The sequence below is a fragment of the Halococcoides cellulosivorans genome, from assembly GCF_003058365.1.
Taxonomy (GTDB): Archaea; Halobacteriota; Halobacteria; order Halobacteriales; family Haloarculaceae; genus Halococcoides; species Halococcoides cellulosivorans.
In genome coordinates, this window is record NZ_CP028858.1 from 1,769,594 (window position 1) to 1,796,372 (window position 26,779).

Annotated in this window: 28 protein-coding genes and 1 tRNA gene; 12 read left to right on the plus strand and 17 right to left on the minus strand. The window is 65.4% G+C overall.

Features of this window, described 5'->3' with window-relative positions; genetic code table 11:
• The first annotated feature begins 12 nt into the window (after positions 1-12).
• Entirely contained in the window at positions 13-672 is a 660-nt protein-coding gene (locus HARCEL1_RS08725) for an HAD family hydrolase (RefSeq protein ID WP_108382475.1), read from the plus strand.
• Between the two features lie 65 nt (positions 673-737).
• On the opposite strand, the gene HARCEL1_RS08730 is transcribed toward HARCEL1_RS08725, so the two are convergent.
• The 4 genes from HARCEL1_RS08730 to gatE all read right to left on the minus strand — a co-directional run bounded on the left by HARCEL1_RS08730 (position 738) and on the right by gatE (position 4,134).
• Entirely contained in the window at positions 738-959 is a 222-nt protein-coding gene (locus tag HARCEL1_RS08730; protein ID WP_159077073.1) for a hypothetical protein, read from the minus strand.
• A gap of 81 nt (positions 960-1,040) precedes the next feature.
• Complete coding sequence (locus tag HARCEL1_RS08735) at positions 1,041-1,568, minus strand: DUF7342 family protein (RefSeq protein WP_108382479.1); 528 nt, start codon at positions 1,566-1,568, stop codon at positions 1,041-1,043.
• A gap of 62 nt (positions 1,569-1,630) precedes the next feature.
• Positions 1,631-2,227, minus strand: a complete 597-nt coding sequence (locus HARCEL1_RS08740) for an HD domain-containing protein (protein WP_108382481.1) — start codon at positions 2,225-2,227, stop codon at positions 1,631-1,633.
• Between the two features lie 8 nt (positions 2,228-2,235).
• Positions 2,236-4,134 carry a Glu-tRNA(Gln) amidotransferase subunit GatE gene (gatE, locus tag HARCEL1_RS08745; protein ID WP_108382484.1) on the minus strand — a complete coding sequence of 633 codons (1,899 nt, stop codon included), beginning with the start codon at positions 4,132-4,134 and terminating at the stop codon, positions 2,236-2,238.
• A 92-nt stretch (positions 4,135-4,226) separates the two neighbouring features.
• Between gatE and HARCEL1_RS08750 the strand changes: the two genes are divergently transcribed.
• The gene (locus tag HARCEL1_RS08750; RefSeq protein ID WP_108382487.1) at positions 4,227-4,973 is read left to right on the plus strand and encodes a class I SAM-dependent methyltransferase; all 747 of its coding nucleotides are present in this window, start codon (positions 4,227-4,229) and stop codon (positions 4,971-4,973) included.
• Positions 4,974-5,027: 54 nt separating this feature from the next.
• Here HARCEL1_RS08750 and HARCEL1_RS08755 read toward each other — a convergent pair whose 3' ends face one another.
• The 7 genes from HARCEL1_RS08755 to HARCEL1_RS08785 form a co-directional block, all read right to left on the minus strand.
• The gene (locus tag HARCEL1_RS08755) at positions 5,028-6,497 is read right to left on the minus strand and encodes an RtcB family protein (protein ID WP_108382489.1); all 1,470 of its coding nucleotides are present in this window, start codon (positions 6,495-6,497) and stop codon (positions 5,028-5,030) included.
• Between the two features lie 109 nt (positions 6,498-6,606).
• Complete coding sequence (locus tag HARCEL1_RS08760) at positions 6,607-8,205, minus strand: phospholipase D-like domain-containing protein (protein WP_159077074.1); 1,599 nt, start codon at positions 8,203-8,205, stop codon at positions 6,607-6,609.
• 61 nt (positions 8,206-8,266) lie between these two features.
• Positions 8,267-9,574 (minus strand): HEAT repeat domain-containing protein, encoded by a 1,308-nt coding sequence (locus HARCEL1_RS08765; protein WP_108382494.1) that lies wholly within the window; start codon positions 9,572-9,574, stop codon positions 8,267-8,269.
• Positions 9,575-9,665: 91 nt separating this feature from the next.
• A complete protein-coding gene (locus HARCEL1_RS08770; protein ID WP_108382496.1) occupies positions 9,666-10,283 on the minus strand; it encodes a 30S ribosomal protein S3ae in 618 nt (205 codons plus the stop codon).
• Entirely contained in the window at positions 10,276-10,518 is a 243-nt protein-coding gene (locus HARCEL1_RS08775; protein WP_108382499.1) for a KEOPS complex subunit Pcc1, read from the minus strand. Before HARCEL1_RS08775 ends, HARCEL1_RS08770 begins: the two co-directional genes overlap by 8 nt.
• Positions 10,515-11,588, minus strand: coding sequence for a hypothetical protein (locus HARCEL1_RS08780; protein WP_108382501.1), 1,074 nt, complete (start codon positions 11,586-11,588; stop codon positions 10,515-10,517). The genes HARCEL1_RS08775 and HARCEL1_RS08780 overlap by 4 nt, the downstream gene beginning before the upstream one ends.
• Before the next feature lie 3 nt (positions 11,589-11,591).
• On the minus strand, positions 11,592-12,056 hold the full coding sequence (locus HARCEL1_RS08785; RefSeq protein WP_108382504.1) for a 30S ribosomal protein S15: 465 nt from the start codon (positions 12,054-12,056) through the stop codon (positions 11,592-11,594).
• Positions 12,057-12,461: 405 nt separating this feature from the next.
• Between HARCEL1_RS08785 and HARCEL1_RS08790 the strand changes: the two genes are divergently transcribed.
• Together HARCEL1_RS08790 and HARCEL1_RS08795 are read left to right on the plus strand one after the other, a co-directional pair.
• Complete coding sequence (locus HARCEL1_RS08790) at positions 12,462-13,940, plus strand: DUF7289 family protein (RefSeq protein ID WP_108382507.1); 1,479 nt, start codon at positions 12,462-12,464, stop codon at positions 13,938-13,940.
• A 48-nt stretch (positions 13,941-13,988) separates the two neighbouring features.
• Positions 13,989-14,060: transfer RNA gene (locus HARCEL1_RS08795), tRNA-Ala, on the plus strand.
• A gap of 685 nt (positions 14,061-14,745) precedes the next feature.
• Here HARCEL1_RS08795 and HARCEL1_RS08800 read toward each other — a convergent pair.
• The 4 genes from HARCEL1_RS08800 to HARCEL1_RS08810 all read right to left on the minus strand — a co-directional run bounded on the left by HARCEL1_RS08800 (position 14,746) and on the right by HARCEL1_RS08810 (position 18,146).
• Positions 14,746-15,720: a hypothetical protein gene (locus HARCEL1_RS08800; RefSeq protein ID WP_159077075.1), complete on the minus strand. Its 975-nt coding sequence runs from the start codon at positions 15,718-15,720 to the stop codon at positions 14,746-14,748.
• Complete coding sequence (locus tag HARCEL1_RS08805) at positions 15,717-16,556, minus strand: hypothetical protein (protein WP_108382512.1); 840 nt, start codon at positions 16,554-16,556, stop codon at positions 15,717-15,719. Before HARCEL1_RS08805 ends, HARCEL1_RS08800 begins: the two co-directional genes overlap by 4 nt.
• A 579-nt stretch (positions 16,557-17,135) precedes the next feature.
• Entirely contained in the window at positions 17,136-17,273 is a 138-nt protein-coding gene (locus tag HARCEL1_RS13365) for a hypothetical protein (protein WP_159077076.1), read from the minus strand.
• A gap of 132 nt (positions 17,274-17,405) precedes the next feature.
• Positions 17,406-18,146: a tyrosine-type recombinase/integrase gene (locus HARCEL1_RS08810; RefSeq protein WP_108382514.1), complete on the minus strand. Its 741-nt coding sequence runs from the start codon at positions 18,144-18,146 to the stop codon at positions 17,406-17,408.
• A gap of 320 nt (positions 18,147-18,466) precedes the next feature.
• Between HARCEL1_RS08810 and HARCEL1_RS08815 the strand changes: the two genes are divergently transcribed.
• The 8 genes from HARCEL1_RS08815 (at position 18,467) to HARCEL1_RS08850 (ending at position 23,381) form a co-directional block, all read left to right on the plus strand.
• Positions 18,467-18,661, plus strand: a complete 195-nt coding sequence (locus HARCEL1_RS08815; RefSeq protein ID WP_108382517.1) for a hypothetical protein — start codon at positions 18,467-18,469, stop codon at positions 18,659-18,661.
• On the plus strand, positions 18,654-18,947 hold the full coding sequence (locus HARCEL1_RS08820) for a type II toxin-antitoxin system RelE family toxin (RefSeq protein ID WP_108382519.1): 294 nt from the start codon (positions 18,654-18,656) through the stop codon (positions 18,945-18,947). The genes HARCEL1_RS08815 and HARCEL1_RS08820 overlap by 8 nt, the downstream gene beginning before the upstream one ends.
• 209 nt (positions 18,948-19,156) lie before the next feature.
• Positions 19,157-19,354 (plus strand): VNG_1110C family protein, encoded by a 198-nt coding sequence (locus tag HARCEL1_RS08825; protein WP_108382521.1) that lies wholly within the window; start codon positions 19,157-19,159, stop codon positions 19,352-19,354.
• Positions 19,355-19,399: 45 nt separating this feature from the next.
• Positions 19,400-19,876, plus strand: coding sequence for a 50S ribosomal protein L11 (locus HARCEL1_RS08830; protein WP_108382523.1), 477 nt, complete (start codon positions 19,400-19,402; stop codon positions 19,874-19,876).
• Positions 19,877-19,983: 107 nt separating this feature from the next.
• Positions 19,984-20,622, plus strand: a complete 639-nt coding sequence (locus HARCEL1_RS08835) for a 50S ribosomal protein L1 (protein WP_108382526.1) — start codon at positions 19,984-19,986, stop codon at positions 20,620-20,622.
• Position 20,623: 1 nt separating this feature from the next.
• The gene (locus HARCEL1_RS08840) at positions 20,624-21,655 is read left to right on the plus strand and encodes a 50S ribosomal protein L10 (protein ID WP_108382528.1); all 1,032 of its coding nucleotides are present in this window, start codon (positions 20,624-20,626) and stop codon (positions 21,653-21,655) included.
• Positions 21,656-21,673: 18 nt separating this feature from the next.
• On the plus strand, positions 21,674-22,003 hold the full coding sequence (rpl12p, locus tag HARCEL1_RS08845) for a 50S ribosomal protein P1 (RefSeq protein ID WP_108382530.1): 330 nt from the start codon (positions 21,674-21,676) through the stop codon (positions 22,001-22,003).
• 103 nt (positions 22,004-22,106) lie between these two features.
• Positions 22,107-23,381, plus strand: a complete 1,275-nt coding sequence (locus HARCEL1_RS08850; RefSeq protein WP_108384184.1) for a tripartite tricarboxylate transporter permease — start codon at positions 22,107-22,109, stop codon at positions 23,379-23,381.
• A 16-nt stretch (positions 23,382-23,397) separates the two neighbouring features.
• Here the strand turns inward: HARCEL1_RS08850 and HARCEL1_RS08855 are convergent, their stop codons facing one another.
• Together HARCEL1_RS08855 and HARCEL1_RS08860 are read right to left on the minus strand one after the other, a co-directional pair.
• Entirely contained in the window at positions 23,398-24,420 is a 1,023-nt protein-coding gene (locus HARCEL1_RS08855; RefSeq protein WP_108382533.1) for a phosphoribosylaminoimidazolesuccinocarboxamide synthase, read from the minus strand.
• Positions 24,421-24,804: 384 nt separating this feature from the next.
• The gene (locus HARCEL1_RS08860; RefSeq protein ID WP_108382535.1) at positions 24,805-26,727 is read right to left on the minus strand and encodes a heme-binding protein; all 1,923 of its coding nucleotides are present in this window, start codon (positions 26,725-26,727) and stop codon (positions 24,805-24,807) included.
• Positions 26,728-26,779 lie beyond the last annotated feature (52 nt).

Genomic DNA, 26,779 nt, shown 5'->3' on the forward strand with positions numbered 1-26,779 from the left:
CGTACCCACCGCATGACCTACGATACCGTCGTCTTCGACAACGACGGTGTCCTCGTCGGGCGCACGAGTTTCGACGTGCTCCGACGGGCGACGGCGAAGACGTTCCGGCTGTTCGACGTGTCCGATCCCGATCCCGACGACGTGGAGGCGATGACGATCGGCGCGACCCCCGCCGAGGTGGATCGCGTCTGCGAGCGGTACGGCCTCGACCGCGGTCGGTTCTGGCGCACGCGCGACCACACCGTCTCGCAGGCCCAGCAAGAAGAGGCGCGACAGGGCCGCAAGACGCCGTATGGCGACGTCAGCGTGGTGGGCGATCTGGACGTGTCGGTCGGCATCGTGAGTTCCAACCAACAGGAGACGGTCGATTTCCTGCTCGATCACTTCGACCTCGATCGGATGTTTCAGACGGCCTACGGCCGCGAAGCGACGGTCAAGAGCCTGGAGTTGCGCAAGCCCAACTCCCATTACCTCGATCGCGCGCTCGCAGACCTCGATCCCCGGCGGGCGCTGTACGTCGGGGACAACGAAAGCGACATCCAGGCCGCCGAGAACGCGGGCATCGACTCGGCGTTCATCCGGCGGCCCCATCGGCGGAACTGGGATCTGAACGTCTGGCCGACCTGGGACATCGACTCGCTGGAGGATCTGCGCGGGGTCTGTGGGGTGTGAGTCGCTCCGGCGGGGGCAGTCCAACCCCTGGATAGCGACTGCTCAAGATACCAATCCGCGACCGGTCACCAGTTCTCGACGGTTCGATACCGCCGGATTACGTAGAGAATCGGGAACGGAACGGCGAGCAGCGGCATGTAATAGAACCACTTCGAGGGCGTCCACTCGGTGTGTTCGGCGAGGATTCGTCGATCACGGTGGACGAAATACGGCGACGCGAAGATCAGGACCATCGAAGCGAAATACACCACGGGGATCAGTCGCAGGCTGACCGGTTGTGGTGCCACGAGAGTCACGAACGCGGTGAGAACCGGAAGCGGGGCGATCGGGAGCCACCACCAGCCACATCGGAGTGAGAAGGCCATCGGTCACCCGGTCGCGAAATCGCGCGACCCCCGTGATCGCTGCCGTCGAGCGCGTTCGTATCGCTCGCGTTCTTTGCGGGCTGTGGCCCATTCGGAGAGGTCACGATACACCTCGTCGATCGTCAGGTCGGTATCCTCGGCAGCGCCGACGGCGTCGACCGCCTCGGGGCCCTCCGCTGCGTATCGGCGCTCGTAGGCGTCGATCCGATCTGTGAGGTCACGAACGTGCTCGCGGAGCGCTTCGATCGAATGCTCGCTCGCCAGGCGGTCCACGTGTCGCCACTCGAAGTACGCGTCGTTGCGTTCGTAGGTCGTCGGTCGTCCCTCGTAGCGAGTCACGACACTCAGGTCGGCAAACCAGTCGAGATACTTTCGGGCGGTCTTGGGGCCACACTCCACTCGATCGGCGATCGCACTCGCTGTCGTCGGCTCTCGCGTCTGCAGAATCGTCCCGTAGATCCGCTGCTCGACGTCTTCGCCCTGGAACGGATCGTCGAACGGTGGCGGGCCGCTCGATTCCGAGTCACCCATACCCGTTGTACCGGCTTGAAAGATATAATTCTTGTTCCGAGGAATAGAATCCGAAGAGCACCTCACGACCGATCGACGGGCACCGACGGGAGATCGAGATCCGCGAGTTCTGCGGGGACGGGTTCGGGCAGGGATGGCGTGATCGACGGGCGAGACGCGATCACGTCGGCGGTGTGGACCAGATCCTCGACCGGCGTTTCGGGCGCGGGCCCCGCGTACCAGGGGCCCATGTGCGCGGCGACGGCGTCGGCGATCCGATCCGGGAGCGCCGAGGTCTCGCGGATCACCCGTGCCATGCGTTCGTCGTGATTGCTGTGGGCCGATCGGTCCAGTTCGTCGTCACCGCCGTACTTGCGCTGATCGTGGAGGATCGCGGCGGCGATGGCCTCGTCACGCCCGTCGGCGTCGATCCGCCCCTGTTCCAGATACGTATCGCCGAGTTCGTCGACGACGGTCGCGACCAGGAGCGTGTGCGCCCAGAGCCCCCGCGGTTCGCGACACGCGGGGTGGTGGTACTCGCCCGCCGACGCCGGCACGTTCCAGAAGTATTCGGGGGCCTGTGCCGAGCATCCCAGCACCGCTCGCGCCAGGCGCTCGTCGTCGATCAACGCGACGGCGGGCAAGCGACGCCGGAGTTCGGCCGTGTCGAGCGCGGTCATGGAAGCGCTCACTCCGCGTGGGCCTGGATCTCCTCGCGGAGCACGTCACTCACCAGATCGCCGTCGGCCTTCCCGCGGAGTTCGCCCATGCACTCGCCCATCAGGCCCGAAAACGCGCCCATACCTTCGTCGGCAACCTGGTCGGCGTTGCGGTCGATCACGCGCTGGACGGCCTCGCGGACGGTTCCCTCGTCGGCACTGCCCAGTCCGGCCTCCTCGGCCAGCTCCCGGGCGTCGGCGTCGGGCGATTCCGCGAGCGCTTCGAGCAGGTCGGGGACGCCCTCGCTCGCCAACTCGTCGTCGGCGACCATATCGAGGACGGCGAGGAAGTGCTCGGCGTCGAGAGCCTCGACCGGGACGTCGTCGCGGCTGAGTTCCGTCACGGTCGACTCGACGGTCCGGGCCGCGAGCGCGGGATCGACGCCACGGGCGACCGCGTCCTCGAAGACCGACCAGCGCTGGCCATAGGCGACCTGGTCGGCGAGACCCGAATCGAGGCCGTACTCCTCGACGTACCGCTCGACCTTCTCGGTGAGGAGTTCGGGGGTCTCGATCGCGCCCGGATCGGGTTCGACCGGCGGCACGTCCGTCTCGGGGTACATGCGTGCCGACCCGGGCAACGGCCGGAGATACGAGGAGGTGCCGTCGGGGTTCGCGTCGCGGGTCTCCTCGGGGACGCCCGCGATCGCCGCGCGAGCGCGGTCGGCGGCGGCCTCGATCGCCGTCGCGGCCGTCTCGGGGTCGTCCGCGACGAGCGCGACCGCGTCCGCGGGGTCGGCATCGACGGCATCGCGCAGATCGGCGACTTCCGCCTCGCTCACACCGTAGGCCGGCAGTTCGTCCGTATGGAACAGGCCGCCCGCGCCGTGACGGCGGGCGTAATCGGCACACTCGGTGCCAAGCCGATGATCGGGCTGGACCTCCCGGCCGAGCAACCCGTCGAACCCTTCGAGGCGAACGGCGTGGACCGCACCGCCGGACTCGATCGCACCGGCGATGACACCGCTGTCGGTGTCCGCGAACACGTCCGTCACGTCCTGGGGCTCGTGGACCGCCGCGTCGCGCGATTGGAGTTCCTCGGCGATATCCAGGAGGACGACCTGGCGACGGGCCTCGTTGCGGACCAGCGTTTCGATATCGTCGAGACTCTGGACGCCTTTCATCTCGATACGCGCGCCCTCGGCGATCGAGACGTTGACGTCCTGGCGGATCGTCCCGAGTCCGCGCTTGACGTTCCCGGTCGAGCGGAGGAGCATGCCGATGCGTTCGGCGGCCGCGCGGGCCTGTTCGGGCGTCGAGATGTCGGGGTCAGTCCCGATCTCGACGAGCGGGATGCCGAGGCGGTCGAGCGAGTAGCGCACGCCCTGATCGGTCTCGGTGACGCGCTGGGCGCTCTCCTCTTCGAGCATCAGATCGTCGATGCCGACGGGGCCCTGGGGCGTCTCGATCGCCCCACCGAAGGCGACGAGCATCGTGCGCTGAAAGCCCGAGGTGTTCGACCCGTCGATGACGATCTTCCGCATCGTGTGGATCTGATCGACGGGGTCCATGTCGAGCAGCGCGGCGATCTTGAGCACGACGTCGAGCGCCTCCTCGTCGACGCGATGGGGTGGCTCGTCGTCTTCCTCGACCAGACAGGTCGAGTCGTAGGCCAGGTACTCGAACTCGCGTTCGACCGAACTCTCTTCGAGCGCGGCGGCGTCGATCTCGCCGAGTTCGCTCTTCGTGGGGTGGAGATATCTGTGGATCCGTCGAGAGGAGTCCTCGGGGTCGCGCAGGCGCGTCGGGCATTGACAGAACAGCTTCGTCGAGGTATCGAGTTGCTGGTGGATCTCCAGGCCAGCCGTCAGGCCCAGCGCCTCGTAATCGAGGTCGTCGGGATCGGGAAGGTCGGGCGCGTCGCTCATTGGCTGTGACGGCGGGCCCGACGACAAAAAGCGCTCCCTTCCCGGGCGGCGGCGACCACAACGGCCAAACCCACCCCACGCCAGCCTCGCCCATGGCCGACACCGACTGGGACCCCGACGCGTACGACGATCACTCGTTTGTCCACGAGTACGGTCGCTCCGTCGTCGAACTGCTCGGCCCCACGGCAGGGGAGGAGATTCTGGATCTGGGGTGTGGCACGGGCGAGTTGACCGCCGAAATCGACGAGACGGCGACCGCTCACGGCATCGACGCCGACCCGTCGATAATCGCGGCCGCCCGCGAGCGCCACGACGCGAGTTTCGAGGTGGCGGACGCGACCCAGTGGACGCCCGATCGATCCTACGACGCGGTCTTCTCGAACGCCGCGATCCACTGGATCGACGATCAGGACGCAGTGCTGGAGACCGTCGCCGACGCACTGGGCGAGAACGGGCGGTTCGTCGCGGAGTTCGGCGGAGCCGGCAACGTCAGTGCGATCAACGGAGCACTCGTCGACGCACTGGCCGCACGCGGGTACGACGTGACGCTGCCGTGGTACTTTCCGACGATCGGTGAGTACGCTACGCGCCTGGAGGCCCACGGCTTCGAGGTGGGACTCGCGCGGCACTTCGATCGCCCGACGCCGCTGGAGGGCGGCGAAGAGGGGCTTCGGAACCTCTATGCGATGTTCTGTGAGGACCTCCTCGGGGATCTGGACGAGGAGACGCGGGCGGCCGTAGTTGGCGATGCCGAGGACGCCCTCCGTGAGGAGTGCTTCGAGGACGGGACCTGGATCGCGGATTACCGGCGATTGCGCGTGCTCGCGGTGCTGGTATGAGTTCGATGCTGAAAATTCGCAGACCCGAGGACTCCTCGTCGATACCGACGACGATCACGTCGCCTTCAGGTTCAGGACGGGCGTGAGTTCGTCGATCACGCGTGCGGTCGGCGTCATCCGGTCGAGAATCGCGTCGCTGTCCTTGTAGGCCATCGGAGCCTCGTCGATCGTCGACTCGCGGATCGAGGTGGAGAACACACCGTCCATCGCGGCCTCGAACGCCGCCAGATCGAACTCGCGGTGGGCCCACCGGCGCGACCCGCGCCGACCCGCACCGTGCGGGGCGCTCAGATTCCAGGCCTCGTTGCCCCGCCCCTCGATGATCACTGCGCCGTCGCGCATGTTGAACGGGACGATCCCGCGCTCGCCCGCGTGCGCTCGCGTCGCGCCCTTGCGGACGATCAGGTCCTCGGCGTCGATGTAGTTGTGCGTCGAGACGATGTAGTCGTCGTCGCTCGCGGCGGGCGCGTCGAGCACGTCCACGACCGCATCCACCATCCGTCGACGGGATTCGGCGGCGTACGTCTGGGCGAAGATCATATCCCGCAGGTAGCCGTGACGCTGGTCGCCCTCGAGATAGTCGAGGTCGTCGCCGTCGGTCTCCTCGCGGGCGATCGTCGCGATGTCGCGGAGGCGATCCATCGTCGCCTCGATGGCCGAGCCCTCTTTCGCCGCGCGGACCGCGTCGGGGCGTTTCCAGTCAGCGCCCATCCCGCCCTGGACCCAGTTGAGCAGGTCCCTGTCGTCGACCGCATCCAGGTCGAACGCGTAGAATGCGGGCTCGATGTCGGGATCCGATCGCAGGCGCTTGCGGATCCGCCCGGCGCGATCGTCACACGCCCGGTGGGCCTGTTCTTGCCAGTACTCGGCGATCGTGTAACCGATCCCGCGCGATCCCGAATGCACGACGACCCAGACGTCGTCGGTCTCGCGCGATCGCGAGACCTCGACGAAGTGGTTGCCCCCGCCGAGCGTGCCCAGACTGCTAATCGCACGCCGGACGTCGTAGCCGATCCGATCACACAGGTCAAGGAAATACGCCTTGCCGTAGTCGGCGTCGATCGCGGTCCCCAGCGTCTCGTTCAGCGTCTGGAGTTTTTTCTCACAGCGATCCCACGGAAAGTCATCGACGAGGTGGTAATCCTGATCGGTCGCGACGTCGTCGAAGGTGTTCTGGCCCATCGGGACGGCCGCTCGAATCCGGTCGTCGATCTCACGCATGGCGTGCTCGTCACCCAGACTGTCGATCAGTGTCGCGGGCCGGCCGAGACGCCGCGCGGTCATGCCACAGCCGATGTCGACGCCGACGGTGTTCGGACAGACCCGCTCGCCCAGCGGCATGGTAAAGCCGATGACCGCACCCGCACCCGGGTGGGCGTCGGGCATGATCCGCACGGGCTCACGGAACGCCTCGTGATCGACCATCGCCTGGATCTGCTCGCGACAGTCGTCTTCGAGGTCGTCGGTGAAGACGCGCGCATCGGTGTACGCGCCCTCGATTCGAATCTCGTCGGTCGTACTCATTAATCGTTCTTCGTCGCCTGGCGGGCTTCAACCTGACCCTGGGAAGGGTCGAACGGTGTCGGTCACCGACGCCACCGAGCACGGAACACCCGAGACGGGTCGCACCGAGTCATCCCTGTTCGAATTCGATCCGCCGGCCGACCCACCCGAGCGCAACCCAGCAGACTGTGGCGACCGCGGCGAGGCCGACCGGCAGTCGCCAGCGCCCACCGACCCAGTCCGCCCGGAAGGCCCGCGCGAAATACGCCGCCGGGCCCTCGCCCTGGAGACCGACGACGACCTCGCGGTTGTTCCGGATCGAGTTGAAGTTCCAGTTGAGACTCCCGACGTACGCGCGATCGTCCACGACCACGCCTTTCGCGTGGATCTTCTCGAAGCGGCCGTGCGGGCGGGAGAGTTTCGCCTCCAGCGGCAGGTCCCGCCGGTCTGCGATCGTATCGAGGCGACTGACGACCGCACGATTCTCCTCGCGGGCGTACCACGCCGCCGAGAGGAGGACCCGGACGCGCGTCCCGTTTTCTGCGGCGTCGATCGCCGCCTGGACGAGTGGCACGTCGACGCCGCCGATCCCGGCCTGTTCGATCAGGACGCGGCGGTCGGCCGTCCGAATCCGGGCGGCGAGCGCGCGTTCGGCGTTGTCGGGCGCGAGCAGGAGTGTCGTCCGCTCGGTGTCGACCGTTCGCGGCGGGATACGTTCGGGATACGCCGTCGCGGCGGGTGCACTGCCGTTCGCGACGTCGATTCGCTCACGAGCGGCCGACCAGTTCGAGACGCCACGCGCCCCGGCGTCTGCGTCGATCGTCCGCGAGAGAGTCGCGACGACGGCGTCGCTGGTGACGATCGTCCCCCAGCCACGCGAGCTGTGACCGCCAGTGCCGGCCGGCTTGAAGTTCTCGGTGGTCACGACCGCGCGGTCGTCGACGACGGCGTATTTCGCGTGGTGGTACCGATAGGGGGCGCCGGAGCCCGTGACGACACGGACAGTCGCGTCCGTGGCGGCGAGTCGATCCAGACGCTCGGCCATCGCGGGTGGGAATCCGCCCGCGGGATCGCCCTCGACGAGGACCGTCACGCGGACGCCACGGTCGGCCGCCGTGACAAGCGCGTCGGTCACACACCGCGAGGTGAGCGTATACCCCGCGAGTTCGATCCGACGATCGGCCGTCGAGAGCGCCTCACACACTCGGCCCCCGGCGTCGGGCAGGAGAAACGTCTCGGCGGGGCCACCGCTGCCCACCACGGGGTCGCGATCGGTCGCGTCGACGTGTCGCCAGGTAATGCCGTCGTCGACGGGCCGACCGATCGCGCCCTCCTCGGGGTCCGCGTAGACGACGCGGTCGACGGTGCGATTGCCCGCCCGGAGGACGACTTCGTCGCCGCTGTTCGCGAGCGCGGGAAAGGTATCGACGGCGACGATGGGCACGTCCACGAACGGGCGGACCCGCTCCGGCGCGGCGGTGACCGCGACCCGGCCGGTCGCGTTCGGGGGAATCGTGATCGTCTGCTCGCCGTCACTCAGGGTGTAGTTTGCCTCGGCCGAGAGTTCGAGGACGACGAACTCGCCCGCGTCCTCGTCGGCGATCGGGTCGGGATAGATCGCGACGATCGACCCGCTGTCCGCAGCGGCCGCGCCACTCGCTGACAGCGCACAGAGCAGGACCGCCAGGACGAGCAGCGTCCAGGCCCCACGAGCGATACGGCTGTCCACGATCGGGCCTCGATCAAGACGGTCAAAAGGGGCGCGATTCGGGCCGATCGAGTGGGCGCGATCAGGCCGCGCCGGCGGCGGCGCTCGCGACCAGTGGCGATCGATCCTCGGCGTACGGACGAGCAGCGTCGAGCGCGCGGTCGGTGCCGATCTGGACGAGTGCCCAGGCCGCACTCGCGCGCACCTCGTCGGCGTCGTCGGTTTCGAGCCGATCGGCCAGCGGGTCGATCGCACGCGGATCGCCGATCCGTCCGAGTGCGCGGGCGGCAGCAGACCGGACCGGCGCGGCGTCGGCCCCCAGTCGGTCGACGATGTCAGGGGTCGCCTCGGGACTCCCGATCGCCCCGAGGGCGTCGAGACTCGTCAGTTCGAGCGGTTGCGCGCCGTCGAGGAAGTTCACCAGCGTGTCGACCGCACGGTCGTCACCGATCTTGCCGAGCACGTCGATGGCTTTGTGATCGCGCTTCTGGGCGCGCTCGTGGACGGCATCGAACGCCTCGGGCGGGGCGATCCGCTCGAAGGTCTTCAGGATGTTCTCTTCCATGAACTCGCTGTCGAAGACGTCGAGCGCGAGGAGGATCTGCTCGATGGCCTCGCTGTCGCCCGTCTCCTTGTACTGAGCGGCATACACCCGGACGGCGTTCCATTCGGGCGGGAAGTCCTTGCGGAGTTCGGGGTCGAGCACGTCGTAAAACCCGTCACGCGAGAGACGCTCGCGAATCTCCAGATCGGTCCAGGCTTCGGCGGCATCGACGCTGTCCGACAGGTCGTCGGTCGCGTCGAGGAGCGCGGCGATCGCGTCACTGTCGGCGTCCGGATCGAGGCCGGCGTCCGCGACCGCACCGCTCGCGTCGTCGAGGGCGTCCGCGGCGTCGGCGACGGTCGGGCCAGAGATCGAGACCGTGCCGCCAGCGTGAGTCGACACCGCCTCGGCAAACGTCTCGACGGCGTCGGCAACGGCGTCCGCGCCGGCCTCGGTGTATCGAGTGTCGCGAAGCGTGCTCGCGACGTCGTCGATCGCGCCCTCGACGTCCTCGCTGTACGGGCCACGAGCATCGTCCAGATCACTTCGGAGATCGTCGAGGCGGTCGGAGAGACCCTCGACGGCCTCCGGGTCGGGGGCGTCGGCGGTCTCGTCCGGGGCCTCGCTGGCCGCGGCGTCATCGCCCTCGCCGTCTTCGGCCTCGTCAGCCTCGCTCTCGTCCTCGTCGGCGGCCTCGGCACGGGCGCCGAGATCCTCGATCGTCTCCCCCAGTGCGTCGAGGGTTGCCTCGACGTCGTCCAGATCGGGTTCGGTCGCCGCGGCGTCGAGGTCCTCAGTGGCCGTCTCCAGCCGGGACTCGACGGCCGCGACCTCGTCGGTTGTCATACCGACGTCTGGGGCCGTCTCGGGCAAAGACGTTTCCCTTGGGCCGGTGCTTGCCGGGTGGACTGATCGAAAACAGATCGCGACGAAAGCGTTACTCGACGTCGACGCTGGTCTCTTCTTCGGCGGCGACTTCCGCGGGCCGGGCTTCGAGCGTGGCCTTCTGGACCTCGACCCGGCGGAGCGGGTAGATGGTCTTGGCCTCGCCGTAGATCGCAGAGGAGAGCCGGCCCTCGACGACGCTGTCGATGATTTCCTCGAAGTCGTGGTCTTCGGCACTCTGCTCGACCATGTCGATCATGGTCCGGCGGATCGCCTGTTCCTGGCTCGCGTCGGCCTTTTTCGTCGTGAAGGCGACGGGCTGGATCTGGAGACGATAGTCGTCGGTCGTGAGCACGGTCACGTACGCGGCGACCTTCGAGGAGCCACGGCGGACCAGACTGCGGACGTAGTCGCGCGTGAGTTCGTGTTTGACGAACTCGGTGTACGCGGAGTCGCTGCCCACGTCGTTGACCTTGAAGGTCAGTTTGGTGTCGTTGTCGCCGGCGTTGCCACGCAGGTCACCCAGCGTGGTCTCGATCGTCCGGCCGATCACCTGTTCGGCTTCTTCGGCGGGTGTTTCTCCGAGCTCGTCGCGCCCGAACGCTTCGGGTGCGAGCACGGTGTACCAGTTCTTCTCTTGAGACTGCTTGGAGACTGATCGGTCACTCATGATTGTCGTTGGCGTCGGTCGTACACTGTACTGCCACCTGGAGTCCGACGAGATAGTCGTCGAGGGTCGTCCGCAGGCCACCGGTCGTCGGGCGGTCGATCGTCGTCTGGACGGTCGCTCCGTCGGTGCGGGTGTCCATCGCCGCCGTGCCGTCGGGCCGGAGCGATCGCGCGATCGTCTGCGCTCGATCGCCGTCGCCGTGGTCGGTCCGGACGGTGACGCGACGGTCGGTCACGCGGCCACCTCCCGGACGCTCGCGATCAGATCGGCGGCGTCGGCGTCGGCGTCGGTCAGGCCGATCGCTCGGGTCCCGTTGCCGATCACGTCGGTCGAATCGCTTGCCCGCCCGAGACACCGGCCCGCGTCGATCTCCGCAGACCGACTCGCGATCGCAACGCGATCGTCGGCGATCACGAGCACGAGCGGTTCGCGCGTTTCGTAGCGGACGGCGAGACGGGCGACGGTCCCGACCGGCGCGCTCGCATCGAGGCGGCGCACGCTCAGGCCGTCGTATCGGCCGGTCGTCGCGTCGTCGAGGGCGCGATGGGCGCGCGTGGCGTGCTCGCGCCACTCCTCGATCGCGTCGGGGACCCGTCCCCCGAGCGCGAGCGTCGTCGCCCCACCAGGGCGTTCCTGGGCGAGCACATCGAGCACGTCGGCGAGACCGCCGATCGAGGCGAACGGGCCGGCGTCGGTCGTTCCGATCGCGGCGGTGACGGCCGCACCCGCTGCGGGCGGGCGGTCGTCGACCGCCTCGATCGCCGCGGCCCCCGCGAGTCGACAGATTGCATCGGCGTCGGCGGTCGCCGGATCGATCGCGAGGTCCGCACACCGGGTTTCGACCGCACCCGGATCGCCCGACCAGGGGCCACGGAGCAGCGTCGAGTGGGCCAGATCGTCGACGGGATCGCCGGTCGGGCCGGCGATACCCGGACTGGGATCGTCGCCACCCTCGCCCGCCAGACGCGGTCCGACCGCCGCGAGCGCGGCGTCCGGCGTCGAATCGAGCGCGCGAGCGACGCGCGCGGCGACCGGCGAGGCCGGTCCGTCGAGGCCGATCGCGCGGTCCGCACGGCGACAGCCGACCGCGAGCGTCAGGTCCGCCTCGGTCGCACGGTCGTCACGCGGGGCGACACTGACCTGGAGGCCGATCGCACGCTCGCGACACGCCCGTCCGAGCAGGCCCGCGGCGGCGACCGCATCGCCGGTCGGGGCCGCGACGATCCGGACGAACGCGGCGCTGTCGATCGAGGCGGCCAGATCGTCGGCCGCCGGCGACTCCGTGGATCGACCCGTCGTAGACATGCGCTACTCGACGATCTCGCGGGCTTTGTCGACGGTGTAGGTGAACTCGGCGTCGAGTTCGTCGCCCCGGTAGTAGTTCACCAGTCGGCGGATCTTCGACTCGACGTTCTGTCGAGCGCGCTTGTTCTGGTGGTCGGTACCGTTCTCCCGAAGGTGGTCGTTCAACCGGACGGCCTTGGCCATCAGGTTGTACAGGTCCTCGGGAACCTCGGGCGCGGCGTCGTTGTCCGCCAGAATATCGGTCACCGACTTCTCACAGACGAGCGAAACGTCCGGGACGGGAACGCCCTGGACGCCCTCGTCGCGCAAGATCACGCCGATCTCGCTGGGCGCGTGGCCCTGCTCGGCCAGTTCGACGACGCGCTCTTCGACGGCGTTGGCGTCGACGTCACTCCACTCCGGTGGGGTCTCTGCCGCGGGACGGTCCGATCCGGACGAGCCCCGACGGCGGGTATGCATTCGTGCCATAGTCTGATTGGAACCGCACAACCGCGTCTACCTGAATGGTACACGCCCGCAATCCCAAGCCGCCCAATCGGACGGCAGGTCGGAGTTGCGGTCGTGCCGTTCCCAGTCGGTCTCGGCGGCCCGGCCTCTTTATCCCTTCCGTTCGGGCGCGCCAGCGCTCGACGATCCCGTCCGATCGGGTAGGCCCGTCATACCGTCCGATCGCCAGGTCGGTCATTTCGCCGGGCGGCGAGAGCAAACGGCAGGCTGAACACCCCCCATTATCGAACCCAATAATATAGGAAATGGCCGTATCAAGGTTTCAAACCCAGATTCGTAGAGCTATACCTCCGATATTATCAATTTTGTTTATCCCCGTAGGACGTCTATACTTTATCGATGAATCCGTGTCGTCGGGCTTGGTCTGTGCGGGGACAGGCCTCGGTGCTCGGGATCGTCGCGTTGTTCGCGTTGATGATGGTCAGTGCGACGATCGTCGCCGCCGTCGGTGCCGCCGCGATCACCGAGTCCCGCGATCAATCCGCCGACCAGCAGGCGATCCGCGAAATGCAGTCCCTCCAGACCCAGATCGGTGAGGCGGCGTCGGGCCAGCCCCGGGGGAGTTTCGACGGCGCGTCGACCGAGGAGATGCGCGTCGCACCCGAGCGTGGCTGGATCCGGGTGACCCACCACGACTACAGCGGGTCGGGCGCGACCGAAGTGGTGGCCAACGAGTCGCTGGGCGAGGTCGTCTACGAGCGCGGTGAGACCACACTCGCCTACCAGGCGGGTGGGCTCTGGCGGCTCGAATCCGACGGTACGAGTCACATGGTCGCCAAACCCGCCCTCGAATATCGCGACGCGACGATGAGCGTCCCGATGTTGAGCGTCGACGAGGGGCCCCTCCAGTCGTCGTCGGCGGTCGCCTTCGAGAAGACCAGCGAACGGCAGGTGTTCCCCAACGAGACCGGCCCGACCGCTGGTGACGAAGTCGGTGCGCCCTACGACGCGACCGACGGCTCCTACGCCAATCCGCTGTACAACGGCACGCTCACCGTCACCGTCCAGAGCCGGTTCGACGACGCCTGGGCCGAGTACTTCCGGTCGTCGACCGGCGGGACCGTCACGCGCACGCCCGCGAAGAATCTGGTCTCCGTGACCATGGAGACGCCGTCCCGACCAGTGGGTGACTTCGAGATGCCCCTGGAGGGCGGCGAGATTCGAATGGACGGCCTCTCGAACGAACACCCCCTGGACGAGTACACGGTACAGCTCCAGCCCGACGGTGATTACGCCAACCTCCACTGGGGGATGTACGTCCACAACGGCTCCGAAAAGTTCGAAATTCACTTCCAATCGACCAGCCCCGGGAAATGCAAGCACGGAAACTACGAGGGCGACCTCTACATGACCGTCTTCTATCAGAACGCGACGACCCACGAGGAGTGGCACACCAAAGCGATCGACCCCGACACCCACGAGGACCTCTCGATCGACTGTTCGTCGCGCACGCTCACGCTGAACGCGCTGGCCGACGAGGACCTCTATTACGAGAACATCGAGAACATCCCCGGTACGAGTTCCGCGGGCAACAAGTGGATCTTCGGTGACGAGATCACGGACACCTACATTACGGGGCCGACGACCTCCTTCGAGGCCCACGACGTGGATCGCGGCCAGTACGACCGTGGTGACAAAGAACGCGCCGCGTTCGTCGTGAACCACTACTTCGGCCTGCTCAACGGGAGTGCGAACCTCACCGTCACGGACGGGCCCGGGTCGAGTTCGCGCGTCGACGAGGCCGCCTCGCGCGGGCGCATCTCCTATCCGATCGAGACCGGCCCGCAGTTCCTGCACTATCTGCACGTTACCGCCCGTGACGTCGTCGTCGACGTCCGTGGGTGAGCGCGGGTTCGATGGGTTTATCCGGGGCCGTCGGTTGAAATCGAGTGCGGGCTCGTAGATCAGTGGTAGATCATCCCCCTGGCACGGGGAAGGCCCCGGGTTCAAATCCCGGCGAGTCCACTCGGCTCACTTCGTTCGCCTCGTTCCCTCGCCGACCTTCGCAAAATCGAAGATTTTGCTCAGTCCCGGCGAGTCCATTCGGCTGACGCCGCATCAGCAATCGACACACGGCGTCGGCATCCGACACCTCCTTTATGCCCGTTCCCGAGAGTTTGAGCGGTCAGTCCGTGCGTCTTGCCGGCTCCAATGGGAGAGGTCGCCTCTCCCGGGTCCGAGCCGTATGGTGGTCGTCACAATTGATTCGTTGTAGCCGACATATAGAGATTCGGGTACCCAGTTCGCTGTAGCAATTGAAGAATACAGCGGGAAGACGGCCGGAGGACGAGAGAATGGGATTAGAACATCAATTGATTCGGCCATTGCTACGGTAACGCAACTCGGTCAAAATATTTTTTGCAGATTTCATCCGCGCGGTAGGCGTCATGGTGCCGTTGGATTTCTATATTTAATATAGTAGTCAACATAATCGAGGTCGGATGGATGGGATTCCGCCAACCGAAAGACACCATCAGGGTGTTCATGCATTTGGGTCAGTTCGTAGGCAATGTTCGATGCCTCCACCTCATCGATGTCCTGTAAGATTATTGTCCCATCTCTACGGCCTGTCTGAATCCCATTTAATAAATCAGTCTCGCCAATCTGGGAATAGAAGATAGCTCGTCGCGTTATCTTGACACGGCTCATCTTAGAGAATTTGGCGGTGCTCTTTGACACAGTAGTAAATGCTCCGGACAAACGATATTGATGAGAGGATGACCTCAAGGGCGACCTCAGAATCTACCTGCCACGATTCTAAGGTTTCAGATTCTTTCCCGTGGGCTCCCGGAATACGCATAGCCCCCAGATAATTGGCACCGTGTAGATGACGTTTTAAGATTAGTCCGTCTCCGCGCATCATGTTTGCTAAGCTCCCAATGCCATTTGCACGAGTGTAGTCTGAATCAGAGTCTCCTTCTTCTGTCGCTAATTCACGCGTTATGTTTTCTGCCGCAACGACGGCATCCACAATGGCGCTATCCGGAGATTCTTCGTATGATAGGAGCGCCTCTTGGAACTTCTCCACACTCTCTTCTTCTGCGTACGCAATTACGTCGCCACCTAATTTTTTGTGGACGAACAAGCGGGCTTTCGCCTCTGACAGGAGGGCATCTTGGAGGTCCTTAACATAATCAGTCGGAAGAGTCTCGACCTCGATTGTCGGAACTAAGTCCTCGTCGTCCTCAAGAAGGTCCGACTCTTCACCGATGCTCAAAAACTGCTTCTTAATGACGTCAACAGACGTGTCCATCTCATAAAGCGTTTTCACAGACTGAGCTGACCGCTCTGCATCAAATCCCTTGTCGAGAAAGGATAAAAACGTCATAAATGGACTATATCGCTGTGCGTATCGGTTCAAGAGGACAAACCCTTGTTCTGGACTCATCTTTCGGGCTTCTTCTTCCACGTCGGGAGATGCGCTAAACGACCCATCATTCTCGACAAGAAGACCGAGTTCGAGTCCAAGTTGAATAACGGCCGCTGTGTACGCCTCGCTCATATCGATAATCTCAGCAATGTCTTCGGTGTCCAACGGCCGAGGCGAAGTTGCAAGGCCAATGACGACCTCGATTAGTGGCTCAGGTTTTACCGCTCGGGAGTGTAGATAGTAATCCTCATTCATCTGTCTTCGTAACTGGTGAGCGTCCGGTGTCCCTCCGATTCCCCATTTTCAGAGGGCGTTTGAGGCTCGGGAACTTCAGCCTCCAGACCCTCCCGAACAGCTATTATTAGTTTCTTTACGTTTTCAGGACCTTCATCTCCGGATAAGTCTAAATTGATTGAGAATTGTCCCTCCTTCAATATTTTACTCGCAGATGGTTCCTCTTGCGGGTATACACGGACCTCCTCTTCCTGACCATCCACAGACGGTTCTGACTCAGGGGATTGGTCTTGTCTCTCTTCCTTCTCGTCAGCTATTTCCTCTGTTTGCTTAGTTTCCACCGAGTCACTCTGGCGCTGAGTATCAGCAATTCGGTAGTTACCCCCCTCTGTTTCTATCAGGATACCAGTCCAAACGAATAGGTCAACGAGGGCCGCAAGTCCAGTCTTTTTCCGAGGAGTTGATGGGTCTGTCTCAGTGATAAATGCAAGCGAATCTATAACTTCATCTTTGACCAGCTCACCTGAGCCGATATCGTTAATGAGTTCCTCAGTCACCTCCCACTCATCAAGCAAATCCCTGAGCCCCTCAGCCGCTTCGCCCTCTCGGTCAAATGCGAGTGCACGGCCTATGTTGTTCCCTGCTTGTAGAAGTCGATAGTCGTGGCCCTCCTTAGAAAGAAGCCCAACATCTGCGAAAAACTTCTTCTGCCTTCTAATGACGTCCGAACTTGACTCTATCTCTTCCTCCACATCCTCGTCCTCTACCAATTCATCAGTGTCGGCGGCTTCGTAGTATCCCTCGATAATCTCCTGTAGCGTGTCGAGACTCGCTTTGGGAACTGGGTGATTTGGCATTGTGGTAGAAAAGATAGTTCCATGGGGTGATAAAACCAACGACTCGGTGACAGATGGAGGTGTTTGTGGTACATACTACTTCAACTCTTGCCCACAACATGTATCAGATGCATTTGGTGTCTGGGTGACCACCACTACAGTACAGTAGTATAGTACCATAACACAGTACGAGGATGAGCGTACGAGTAACATCGGGAAGGTACCCGTAGACACAAGACCATACTAACCAGTACGGTGAACCGTAGGAGTATCAAAGACGGCACAGCAGCAGATAGCAGGCCAGAGAACAGGCATTACAGTCGGGGACAAAGCACTCAAACCCGTACTCACAGCCCCGCTTTCTATCAGAGCCACGGACAGGCTTGTGATGCGGTTTTAAGTGGAAGATGACCAATCACCTATTGGTAAGTAAGAAGCCAGCCACGAGCGATTCTGTGGCCTCTGAGAGCATCTCGTGCTAGCAGCAGACTTCGGGATTCAGCGGCTGTCTGGACAATTTACCGTCGAAGCGTTGGTCACTGTTCTCTGAATCTCTGGTGACCGGTCACTACATCAGAAAACCGACAGAATGGATGGACTTTACAGGTCTTCGAGGTACCGCCGACGGGTGTCCATCTGTTCGGCCTTGTTCCGTCGGTCGTAGTGGGCGTCGAGTACCTCACGGCTCACGTTCATCCGCTCCGAGGCGACGTCCTTCGGCTTCCCGAGGTTGAGCATGTGGGTTATCGCACCCTTCCGCAGTGCATGAGGGGACACCGAGGATGGGCACTTGCTTGCCGTGTTGTAATCGCCAGCTTCGCAGGTGTCCGGTGACCGGTCATGTGGACACTGGGCACCGAAGTGGCACGGTCAAGTGACTGTGTAGATGTTCCGCTGAAGCGTGGTTTTCGCCGGCCGGCCGCTTCCCGTTGAAAACAGTGGCTCGCGCCCGTAGTCGTCAAGGCAGCCAGACCTGTGCATGTCTACGAAGTCGCTCAGGACGTCGCAGAGGTCGTCCTTGATGTAGACGTCACGTTCACCGTTTGCTTTGTTCTTGAGCGGCGTGCCTGTCTCAGGGCGGTGTCGGAGCATGAGCGTGTTCCGGTCCGGGTCGAAGTCTCCGAGGTCGAGTGACCGGAGTGAGCCACTCCGCATGCCAGTGTGCCAGAGGGTGTAGAACACCGCGTGTCGAAATGAGGCATACTCGTACTTGTTCAGGTACTCCAGCATAGCGTCTGCTTCCTCGGAGGTGATGTACGTCTCGTTCACCTCGTCGGCGGTGGACACCTCGGGCACGGCGACCTTCTCGTTGAGTCCCGCACGGACTGCGTCAATCTTCTTGCAGAACCGGAGGAACTTCTTTAGATTCCAGAGGTTGCCCCGGAGGGTCACCTGCTTAACTTCCTCGGCGCGGTCCATCCGGAAGTTTATCACTGTGCGCCCGGTCACGTCGTTCATGTTGTCGATGCCTTCCTGTTGGCACCAGTCGGTAAACGCCGCGAGGTCGTACTTGTAGTTCTGTAGGCTATTCTTGGACAGCTCGTTTTCGCGGCTGGTCAGGTACATCTCTACAGCGCGGTCCGGTGCAATCGGGTCGAGTTGGTCCGTCATGGTGGTTTGCTCCTGTAGACAACCACCATCACAGCCCGAGCATCAGCCGGAGCGGCGAGCGGAGCGAGCCGCAGGCCTCCGGTTCAAATCCCGGCGAGTCCACTCGGCTCACTGCGTTCGCTCAGTCGTTCCCTCGCCGACCTTCGCGAAGCCTTCGGCTTCGCTCAGTCCCGGTGAGTCCATCGGAGCGACCGAGTTTTACGAGGGAGCGAGAATGGACGAGCCGAGCGTAAGCGCAGCGAACGCGTGGATTTTGAAAACGAATCCGCGTCGGCCTGGCCAAACTGTTAAGACTGTCAGTGCTGTACGTTCTGGTAGCAATGTCAGCCGACAAGCGGATCCCCGTCACCGAGGAAACCCGGAAAGAGCTTCACGACCTCAAGGAGCCAGGGCAGACGTACGACGATCTACTCCAGGAGTTGGCTCAACAGCGACGACGAGAAGACCTCGAACAGCGGTTTCAAGACCTCGAAGACGCTGACAGTGACGAGTTGACGGCGCTCGACGATGTCTGAATACGATGTCCTCCTCGGCGACGACGCCAGCGCCTTTCTCGATGCCGCCGACGAAAAGACCGAGCGGATTTGTACGGAAAAACTGTCGTTTCTGACGGAAAACCCCTATCCGGGTCGCGGCCAGGGTGACAAAGAGAAACTCCCGATCGATGGCCGTCGCGACCGGTTTCGATTGCACATCTCCCGGAGCTACACCGCGATCTACACCGTCCTGGAGGACGCGGGTGAGGTTCGAGTCCTCGAAATCGTCCCGATCGACGAGGCGCACAAGCGGTATGGGTTTTGAGTATCGCGCAGGGGTCGTCCCCCTCACTTGAAGCGTTATCGAGAAGACTTATCGATTGGTGGTTGATGGATGGGGAGGCGGTCTCCTTGTTTGAACCATGTTCGACGTTCGCACTCGCGAAGACCGCCCATCACCCCACCCCGACCCACCCAACCCCCGTCCCGGACCGCAATCGACGGCTTCTTTGAGGGGAGTCCACAAGCGCGGGTATGGAGGCAGCCAGCCTTCGGGACAGCACCCAGATCCGCCTGCCCGCCACGGCGATCGAGGGGCTTCGCGAGGAACTCGACACGCGCTTTACGCTCACGATCCGGAGCGAGGCGGACAGCGTCCGGATCATCGGCAGCCCCTCAGAGATCAAGGCTGCCAGCCGATTTCTCTCCCGGAGCGGCGTGACCGTCGCCTGACCGGGAAACAGCAATCTTAAACCCGCGCCGACGGATCCCTATTGTATGTCTGAGACCATCGAAGTGCTGGTCGCGGGCGGGGAGGCCACGCCTGGCCCGCCGCTCGGACCGGAACTCGGCCCGACACCCGTCGACGTGCAGGCCGTCGTCGGAGAGATCAACGACCAGACCGCCGCGTTCGACGGCACCGAAGTGCCCGTCACCGTCGAGTACGAGGAGGACGGCGCGTTTTCGATCGACGTCGGTGTCCCGCCGACCGCCGAACTGATCAAAGACAAGGCCGGCTTCGACACCGGGTCGGGCGTCCCCCAGGAAGAGTTCGTCGCCGACCTCTCGATCGAAGAGGTCGCCCAGATCGCAGAGCAGAAACTCCCCGACCTGCTCTCCTACGACCTGCCCGCCGCCTCCAAAGAGGTCGTCGGGACCTGTGTCACGCTGGGCGTCACCATCGAGGGGACCGACCCACGCGAGGTCGCCGCACAGATCGACGCCGGCGAGTTCGACGACGAACTCGCAGCCTGACGGCGTTCGACGGCTTTAAGTTCCCGATCCCGTTCTTTTCGGTGGAGACACAGCCAGTCTGTGTCACCGACCCGTAGCAGCCGTACGGCGTACTACGGAGGTGAACGATGGCAGATCAGGATATCGAGAACGCAGTCTCAGCGGCGCTCGACAGCGCCCCAGACCGAAACTTCAGAGAAACGGTCGACCTCGCGGTGAATCTCCGCGACATCGACCTGGACGACCCGTCGAACCGTATCGACGAGAGCATCGTCCTGCCCCAGGGAACGGGACAGGAAACCGCGATCGCCGTCTTCGCGGAGGGCGAGACCGCCCTCCTGGCCGAGGAGGCCGCCGACGAGGTCCTCGACAGCGACGACCTCGAATCGCTCGGTGACGACGACGGCGACGCGAAAGATCTCGCCGACCGGATCGACTTCTTCCTCGCAGAAGAGTCGCTCATGCAGGACATCGGTCGCTACCTGGGGACGGTCCTCGGGCCACGCGGCAAGATGCCCGACCCGGTCGCACCGGACGACGACGTGGTCGAAGTGATCGAACGCCTGCGCAACTCCGTGCAGTTGCGCAGCGGTGACCGACGCACGTTCCACACGCGCGTGGGCGCCGAAGACATGGCCGCCGAGGAGATCGCAGACAACGTCGACGTGATCCTCCGGCGCCTCCAGGCCGACCTCGAAAAGGGCCCTCAGAACCTGGACGCAGTGTACGTGAAGACCACGATGGGGCCCGCTGTGGAGGTGGTCTGAGATGAGCGCCGAACGAAAGACCGAGACGATTCCCGAGTGGAAGCGCGAGGAGATCGACGACCTCGAAGCGCTGCTCGACAGCTACGAGAACCTCGGCATCGTCGATCTGACCGCGATCCCGAGCCGACAGCTCCAGGAGATGCGCCGCGAACTCCACGGTATCGCAGAGATCCGTGTGAGCCGGAACAGCCTGCTCGACCGGGCCCTGGAGAGCCACGACGAAGGCGCCGAAGTGCTCGTCGAGCACCTCACGGGCCACGTCGGCGTCATCGCGACCGACGAGAACCCCTTCGCGCTCTACCAGCAACTCGAAGCCTCGAAGACCTCCGCCCCGATCAACGCGGGCGAGGTCGCGCCCAACGACATCGTCATCCCCGAGGGTGACACCGGGATCGATCCCGGGCCGTTCGTGGGCGAACTCCAGAGTGTGGGCGCGAACGCGCGCATCCAGGAAGGCTCGATCCAGGTGCTCGAAGACTCGACCGTCCTCGAAGCCGGCGAGGCCGTCACGGCAGACCTGGCGAACGTGCTGGGCGAGTTGGGCATCGAACCCAAGGAAGTCGGCCTGGACCTCTCGGCGCTCGTCGCTGACGGCGTCCTGTTCGAACCCGAGGAACTCGAACTCGACATCGACGAATACCGCTCGGATCTCGCGGGCGCAGCGGGCGAGGCCCGTGCGCTGGCGAGCGAGGCCGCCATCGCGACGCCGGCGACCGCCGCATCGCTGCTCGCGAGCGCGGACGCCGACGCGAGTGCGGTCGTCCTCGAGGGGGCCATCGCGGCCCCGGACGCCGTCGACGACCTGCTCGCGGCGGCCGACAGCGACCTGCGGGCGCTCGCCGCGTCGATCGACGACGAGGAGGCGCTCCCCGAGGAACTCGCCGCTGAGACTGCCGACACAGACGCATCGACCGACGAGCAATCCGACGGCGACGCCGACGAGACTGCCGACGAGGCAGATGCCACGGAGGACGACGACGCCTCCGAGGACGACGACGGCGACGCTGGCGCAGCGCTCGGCGAAATGTTCTGACACCATCGGAGACACACAATGGAATACGTTTACGCAGCACTCATCCTGAACGAATCGGGCGAAGAGATCAACGAAGACAACGTCACGGCGGTCCTCGAAGCGGCCGGCGTCGACGTGACCGAATCGCGCGTGAAGGCGCTCATCGCGGCGCTGGAAGACGTCGACATCGACGAGGCCGTCGAGGAAGCCGCCGTGCCCGCCACGACCGGTGGCGCGGCCGCGCCCGCCGCCGACGAGGGCGACGCCGATGACGGCGACGACGAGGAAGCCGACGAAGAGGAAGCCGCCGACGAGGACGACGAGGACGAAGAGGCCAGCGGTGAAGGCCTCGGTGACCTGTTCGGCTAATCACGCGGACCTTTTCCGTGCTGGATAGATCAGAGGGACAGTGCCGTCGATCGCACCGATCGATCGACCAGCCGCGCGTGTCGCGGACTGGCGACCCACAGCCATGACGGTGCCGGGCGTTCGCGTACTTCTCGCGCCGGAGACGACCGCCCTCGTGCTCGCAGCGATCGGCGTGGGCGTCGCTTGCGGGACGCTCACGGGACTCACGCCCGGCCTCCACGCGAACAACGTCGCACTCATCCTCGCGGGCATCGCGCCCGCGGTGCCCGCGCCGCCGCTCGCGGTCGCCGTCGCGGTGCTCGCGACGGGCATCGTCCACACCTTTCTGGATATCGTCCCGTCGCTCGCGCTGGGCGTGCCCGACCCCGCGATGGCCGCGACCGCCCTCCCCGGCCATCGACTCGTCCTCCAGGGCCGGGGGCGGGAAGCGCTGCGCCTCTCGGCGATCGGATCGGCGACCGCGCTGCCGGTCGCGCTCGTCGTCGCCGTCCCGCTGACCGCGGCGATGGTGCTGGCCTGGGGGACGATTGCCGAGGTGCTCCCGGTGATCTTCGGGCTCATCATCGCCTCGCTGATCTGGCTCGAAACCACGCGCCGGGCGCGGATCGGCGCGGCACTCACCATCGCCGCGTCGGGCGCACTCGGGGTGGCCGTCCTCGACGTCGGCGCGGCGGGCGACCTCGTCGCGCTCGGGCTGACCGCCGACGGCCTCTTGCCCGCGGGCAGCATGTTCGCGCCGCTGTTCGCGGGGCTGTTCGGCGCGCCCGTGTTGATCGACGCCATCGGGAGTGCGGGCATTCCGCCACAGGCCGACGCCGTCGTCGCCCAGTCCCGCCGTGCGGTCGGCCGGGCCGCGGGCGTCGGTGCGCTCGCGGGCGCGGTCGTCGGCTACATTCCCGGCGTGTCGAGTGCGATCGCCGCGACGTTCGCGCTACTCGCGCTCGACACCTCGGACCGGGGTGGCGAGCGCGCGTTCGTCGTCGCGGCCAGCGCGGTCAACACCTCCAATGCGATCTTCGCGATCTTCGCGTTGTACGCCCTGAGCGACGCCCGCACGGGCATTCTCGTCGCCGTCAAGCGGATCGGCGCACCCCAGTCGATCCCGATCTGGCTCGCGGCCGTCGCCATCGCGGCCGTCGCGGGCGCACTGTTGGTCCTCGTCGTCGGTGATCGCTACCTTGCGGCGGTCGGGCGGATCGATCCGACCTGGCTGTCGGTCGGCGTGTTGGGCCTGCTCGTCGTGCTCTCGGTCGTGTTCGCCGGGCCGATCGGGATCGCCGTCTTCGCGGCGAGCACGCTGATCGGGCTGGTTCCGGTGCGCTTCGGCGCGCGACGGGCGAGTTGTATGGGCGTGTTGCTCGTCCCGTTCGCGCTGTAGTCGGGCCCCGGTCGCGCTACAGCTCCGCGATGGTGTCGATCGTCCCCTCGATCGGTGGCGCGTCGAATATCGACCGGTCGCAGTAGGCGTTCGCCCCACCCCGATACAGATCGCTCGCCAGGTCGCGCAGGTCGGCCGGGAGCGGGTCGGGATCGACGTCACACAGCGAGCGCCAGTCCGCGACGCCCCGTTCGGCGGCCTCGTCTTTGGCCGTTTTGACCGCCTCGACCCACGCGGGCTGAGTCCGACGGTAGTGCTGGCGGAGGAACTCCTTGGAGAGCTGGACGCCGTCGGCCAGGAATCGGTTCTCGTCGAACGTGCCCGCGACGTCCGCGACGAGCACGTCGCCCCCGCTGTACACACACTCGATCTTGCCGTCGGCGTGGGTCCAGCCCGCCTGCTCGGCCTGGTCGGTCACGACGGCTTCGACCTCGCGGGCGCGCTGTTCGAGGACGTCGATCGACGCGGGCCCGGCGATGCGGTCGGCCTCCGACCGGTCGAGATACCGGTCCTGTTCTTCGTACTTCGTCGAGAACTCCACGACTGGCTCGGGCAACACGACGGTCTCGTCGGGCCAGTTCGCGACGTCGAGGCCGTGATCGGCGGGGTCGGTCCGCGAGCGCAGACTCGATCCCGGTGGCACCGTCCGCCGGAAGACGATCTCCAGGGGCACGACGAACTGTTCGCCCGCCGCGTCGTGGAACGCCGAATAGTCGTAGCTGCCGTCCGCGAACGGCAGGTCCGGCACGCGTGCGATCTGGAGGGCCATCTCGGTCGGAGCCCTCCCCGCGTCGAGGGCGTCCGCGAGCGGGACGGCGTCGGGCCCGACACCGAGATAGTGCGTGGGCACGCCCTCGTGTTCGAGGTGTTCGAAGTTGGACGCGCCCATCGTACACAGACTCGCGCCCTTCCCGGGGATGGCGTCGGGCATCTCGCCCCAGTCGAACACCGAGTACGCGTCACTGAACAGAAAGGCGCCCCGTCCGAGGCCGTCGGCCGAAGGCTCGCGATCGATCCGCACCGATTTCACGCTGGTCATGGCCGACCGTTGGTGGCCACTCCCTTCAGCGTGTCTGTCGGGCGTTCCGGACGGTTCGTGATAAGATTAACTCGAACCCGAAACAATAAGTACCTGTAGCTGTGACGTTCACTCGATGGCCCTCAGAGGCTGCCCGGTCGGCGTCACCCCCTCGCCGTCCGGACGACGTTCGTCGGTGTCGGACCGGCTTGCCCCCCTCTTCGGTCCACGCCGACGACTCCGATCGCGTTCCGGGCGGTCCCCCCTCCGCCCAGGACGCGAGGGCCGTCGTCACCCCTGACCCCCAATCCACAGGCTGCACACTCTGCCGGGTCGAACACCCCCCGTCCGATCCGGCAGTCGTTTTTCGTCTTCAGACCGACAGCGAGCGACGCGCGTCGAGTTTCACTCGGGATCCGCCAGCACGACGTGTCGGGGCTGATCCGCGAGGACTTCCCGGCCCCACGCGACGGTCTCGCGGAACGCCTCGGACCGGAAGAATTCGAGGGCGGACTCGCGATCGGTCCAGCGCGAGTCGATGAACGTGTTGGTGTCGTCGCCGACGTCGATCATGAGCCGACTCTCGCGGTGGCCGTCCATCTCCGCGAGTGTCTCACCGACGGTCTCGAAGGTCGCGACGAACTCCTCGCGGTGATCGGGTTGCACCCGGTAGAACAACCCGAGCGTCGTATAGCCGTCGTCGGGGCGGTCTTCGACTCCCGGAAGTCGGTCGAGGGCGTCGGCAACCGCACCAGCGTCGTCCAGTTCGTCCCAGAGCGTCACGACCGCCGCCGACCCCCCACCGTGTTCGCGATAGACCGTCGTCTCGTGGTGGCCCGCGCGGTCGGCAAACGGCTGGTCTGTGAGCGCGTCGGCCAACGCGTCGGGATCGGCCTCCGAGAACGCCACGAGCGCGGTCACCTCGTCGTCGCGCGGGCGGCCCGCGAACACGTCCAGATCGTCGAGATCGGCCGTCTCGGTCGCACTCGCGGCCGTCCCCGCGATCGGGCCGCGCACGCCACCGGTGACGCCGTCGAGGTCGAGGAGAAAGCCTGCCGCGGTCGTCGCCGCGCGTTCGGCGTCCCAGCAACTGATGACCCGGGTTTCGCCGCCGGAGGCCCGGACGTACGTGCCCAAATGCGAGTCGTAGTGATCGAAGTTCGAACGGAGCGCCGCGACCGCGTCGTTCAACTCGCTCGCGTCGGCGTCGGCGGTCAGCGCCAGCACGTACCCCCCGTCGGCGGGCGGGTCGACGCCGAACCGGACGAGGACGGCCTCGATGTCGTCGGTCGCCTCGATCTGGTCGAACGGGTCGTCGACGGTCTCGGGGCGCCCATCACCGCCGTTCGACGGGTGCTCACCGGCCTCGCCGTCGGGGTGAGCGTCCGACCCGTGGGCGTCGGTGTCGCCGCCGGGGTGGCCGTCGGCCTCGCCACCGTGACCGTGGGGGCCGCTCCCCGCGGACCCGGCGTCCGACTCGTGGTGGCCGTGCGAACCGCTGGCGGCCGCGTCGTCCGCCCCGGTCGACCCAGCCCCCGCCCCCGAGTCGCCAGCGGCCGCGATCCGGTCGCCCGCGAACACCGCGGGCAGGTCGGACGGTTCGATCTTCCGCCCGACGAAAAAGGGGCCGAACTCCGCGAACTGCGAGGTCGACGGGTCGAACCGCATCTCGTAGAGCAGGTCTTTCACGTCGGTCAGATCGTCGGCCCACAGCGTCACGCCCCACTCGTGGTCGTCGAACCCGATCGCCCCGGTGATCATCTGGGTGACCTTCCCCGCGTACTTCCGGCCGATCTCGCCGTGCTGTTCCATGTGCGCCGAGCGCTCTTCGAAGGGGAGATCGTACCAGTTCTGTTCTGGATCGCGGCGCTTGTCCATCGGGTAGAAGACGACGTGCTCGGCGTCGGGAATAGTGGGGTAGAGCCGCGAGTCGACGTAGCTCTGGATGCCCTCGCCGCCGGTCCCCTCGATCGCGGCCTCGAAGCGATCGGAGTAGCCCGAGGCCTCGGTGACCGACACGAACGAGTCGACCCGATCGGTCAGCCGACCGAGTGTCGAGCGCTGGGTCGCCCGATCGAGCGCGTCGATGTCGGCGGTCGTCGGGCGCAGGTGGACGATCAACAGGTCGGCGTCGGCCCCCACGATCGTGTAGATCGCACTCTGGCCCGCATCGGTGTCGAGGGCATCGGTGAGAAACGCCTGCGCCTCGTCGAGCAGGCGATCACGGGTGCGGTCGGGGGTGTCGGCCCAGCCGTCCCAGTCGATCGATCGAAAGTCGTGGAGGGCGTACCAGCCCTCGGCGGTCGTCGGCGGGTCGCGCGAATCCATGGTCGGGGTTCGCCGCCGCCGACAAGGAAGGTTCCGGCGAGCGACGGCCTCG

Excerpts from the sequence above, each read along its gene's own strand:
- HARCEL1_RS08780 (WP_108382501.1), bottom strand. The coding sequence starts at position 11,588 with ATGTCTACGACGGGTCGATCCACGGAGTCGCCGGCGGCCGACGATCTG.
- HARCEL1_RS08830 (WP_108382523.1), top strand. The coding sequence starts at position 19,400 with ATGTCTGAGACCATCGAAGTGCTGGTCGCGGGCGGGGAGGCCACGCCT.
- HARCEL1_RS08855 (WP_108382533.1), bottom strand. The coding sequence starts at position 24,420 with ATGACCAGCGTGAAATCGGTGCGGATCGATCGCGAGCCTTCGGCCGAC.
- HARCEL1_RS08740 (WP_108382481.1), bottom strand. The coding sequence starts at position 2,227 with ATGACCGCGCTCGACACGGCCGAACTCCGGCGTCGCTTGCCCGCCGTC.
- HARCEL1_RS08840 (WP_108382528.1), top strand. The coding sequence starts at position 20,624 with ATGAGCGCCGAACGAAAGACCGAGACGATTCCCGAGTGGAAGCGCGAG.
- HARCEL1_RS08735 (WP_108382479.1), bottom strand. The coding sequence starts at position 1,568 with ATGGGTGACTCGGAATCGAGCGGCCCGCCACCGTTCGACGATCCGTTC.
- HARCEL1_RS13365 (WP_159077076.1), bottom strand. The coding sequence starts at position 17,273 with ATGCTCAACCTCGGGAAGCCGAAGGACGTCGCCTCGGAGCGGATGAAC.
- HARCEL1_RS08815 (WP_108382517.1), top strand. The coding sequence starts at position 18,467 with ATGTCAGCCGACAAGCGGATCCCCGTCACCGAGGAAACCCGGAAAGAG.
- HARCEL1_RS08820 (WP_108382519.1), top strand. The coding sequence starts at position 18,654 with ATGTCTGAATACGATGTCCTCCTCGGCGACGACGCCAGCGCCTTTCTC.
- HARCEL1_RS08835 (WP_108382526.1), top strand. The coding sequence starts at position 19,984 with ATGGCAGATCAGGATATCGAGAACGCAGTCTCAGCGGCGCTCGACAGC.
- HARCEL1_RS08800 (WP_159077075.1), bottom strand. The coding sequence starts at position 15,720 with ATGAATGAGGATTACTATCTACACTCCCGAGCGGTAAAACCTGAGCCA.
- HARCEL1_RS08725 (WP_108382475.1), top strand. The coding sequence starts at position 13 with ATGACCTACGATACCGTCGTCTTCGACAACGACGGTGTCCTCGTCGGG.
- gatE (WP_108382484.1), bottom strand. The coding sequence starts at position 4,134 with ATGAGCGACGCGCCCGACCTTCCCGATCCCGACGACCTCGATTACGAG.
- HARCEL1_RS08750 (WP_108382487.1), top strand. The coding sequence starts at position 4,227 with ATGGCCGACACCGACTGGGACCCCGACGCGTACGACGATCACTCGTTT.
- HARCEL1_RS08810 (WP_108382514.1), bottom strand. The coding sequence starts at position 18,146 with ATGACGGACCAACTCGACCCGATTGCACCGGACCGCGCTGTAGAGATG.
- HARCEL1_RS08755 (WP_108382489.1), bottom strand. The coding sequence starts at position 6,497 with ATGAGTACGACCGACGAGATTCGAATCGAGGGCGCGTACACCGATGCG.
- HARCEL1_RS08805 (WP_108382512.1), bottom strand. The coding sequence starts at position 16,556 with ATGCCAAATCACCCAGTTCCCAAAGCGAGTCTCGACACGCTACAGGAG.
- HARCEL1_RS08765 (WP_108382494.1), bottom strand. The coding sequence starts at position 9,574 with ATGACAACCGACGAGGTCGCGGCCGTCGAGTCCCGGCTGGAGACGGCC.
- HARCEL1_RS08860 (WP_108382535.1), bottom strand. The coding sequence starts at position 26,727 with ATGGATTCGCGCGACCCGCCGACGACCGCCGAGGGCTGGTACGCCCTC.
- HARCEL1_RS08850 (WP_108384184.1), top strand. The coding sequence starts at position 22,107 with ATGACGGTGCCGGGCGTTCGCGTACTTCTCGCGCCGGAGACGACCGCC.
- HARCEL1_RS08785 (WP_108382504.1), bottom strand. The coding sequence starts at position 12,056 with ATGGCACGAATGCATACCCGCCGTCGGGGCTCGTCCGGATCGGACCGT.
- HARCEL1_RS08770 (WP_108382496.1), bottom strand. The coding sequence starts at position 10,283 with ATGAGTGACCGATCAGTCTCCAAGCAGTCTCAAGAGAAGAACTGGTAC.
- HARCEL1_RS08825 (WP_108382521.1), top strand. The coding sequence starts at position 19,157 with ATGGAGGCAGCCAGCCTTCGGGACAGCACCCAGATCCGCCTGCCCGCC.
- rpl12p (WP_108382530.1), top strand. The coding sequence starts at position 21,674 with ATGGAATACGTTTACGCAGCACTCATCCTGAACGAATCGGGCGAAGAG.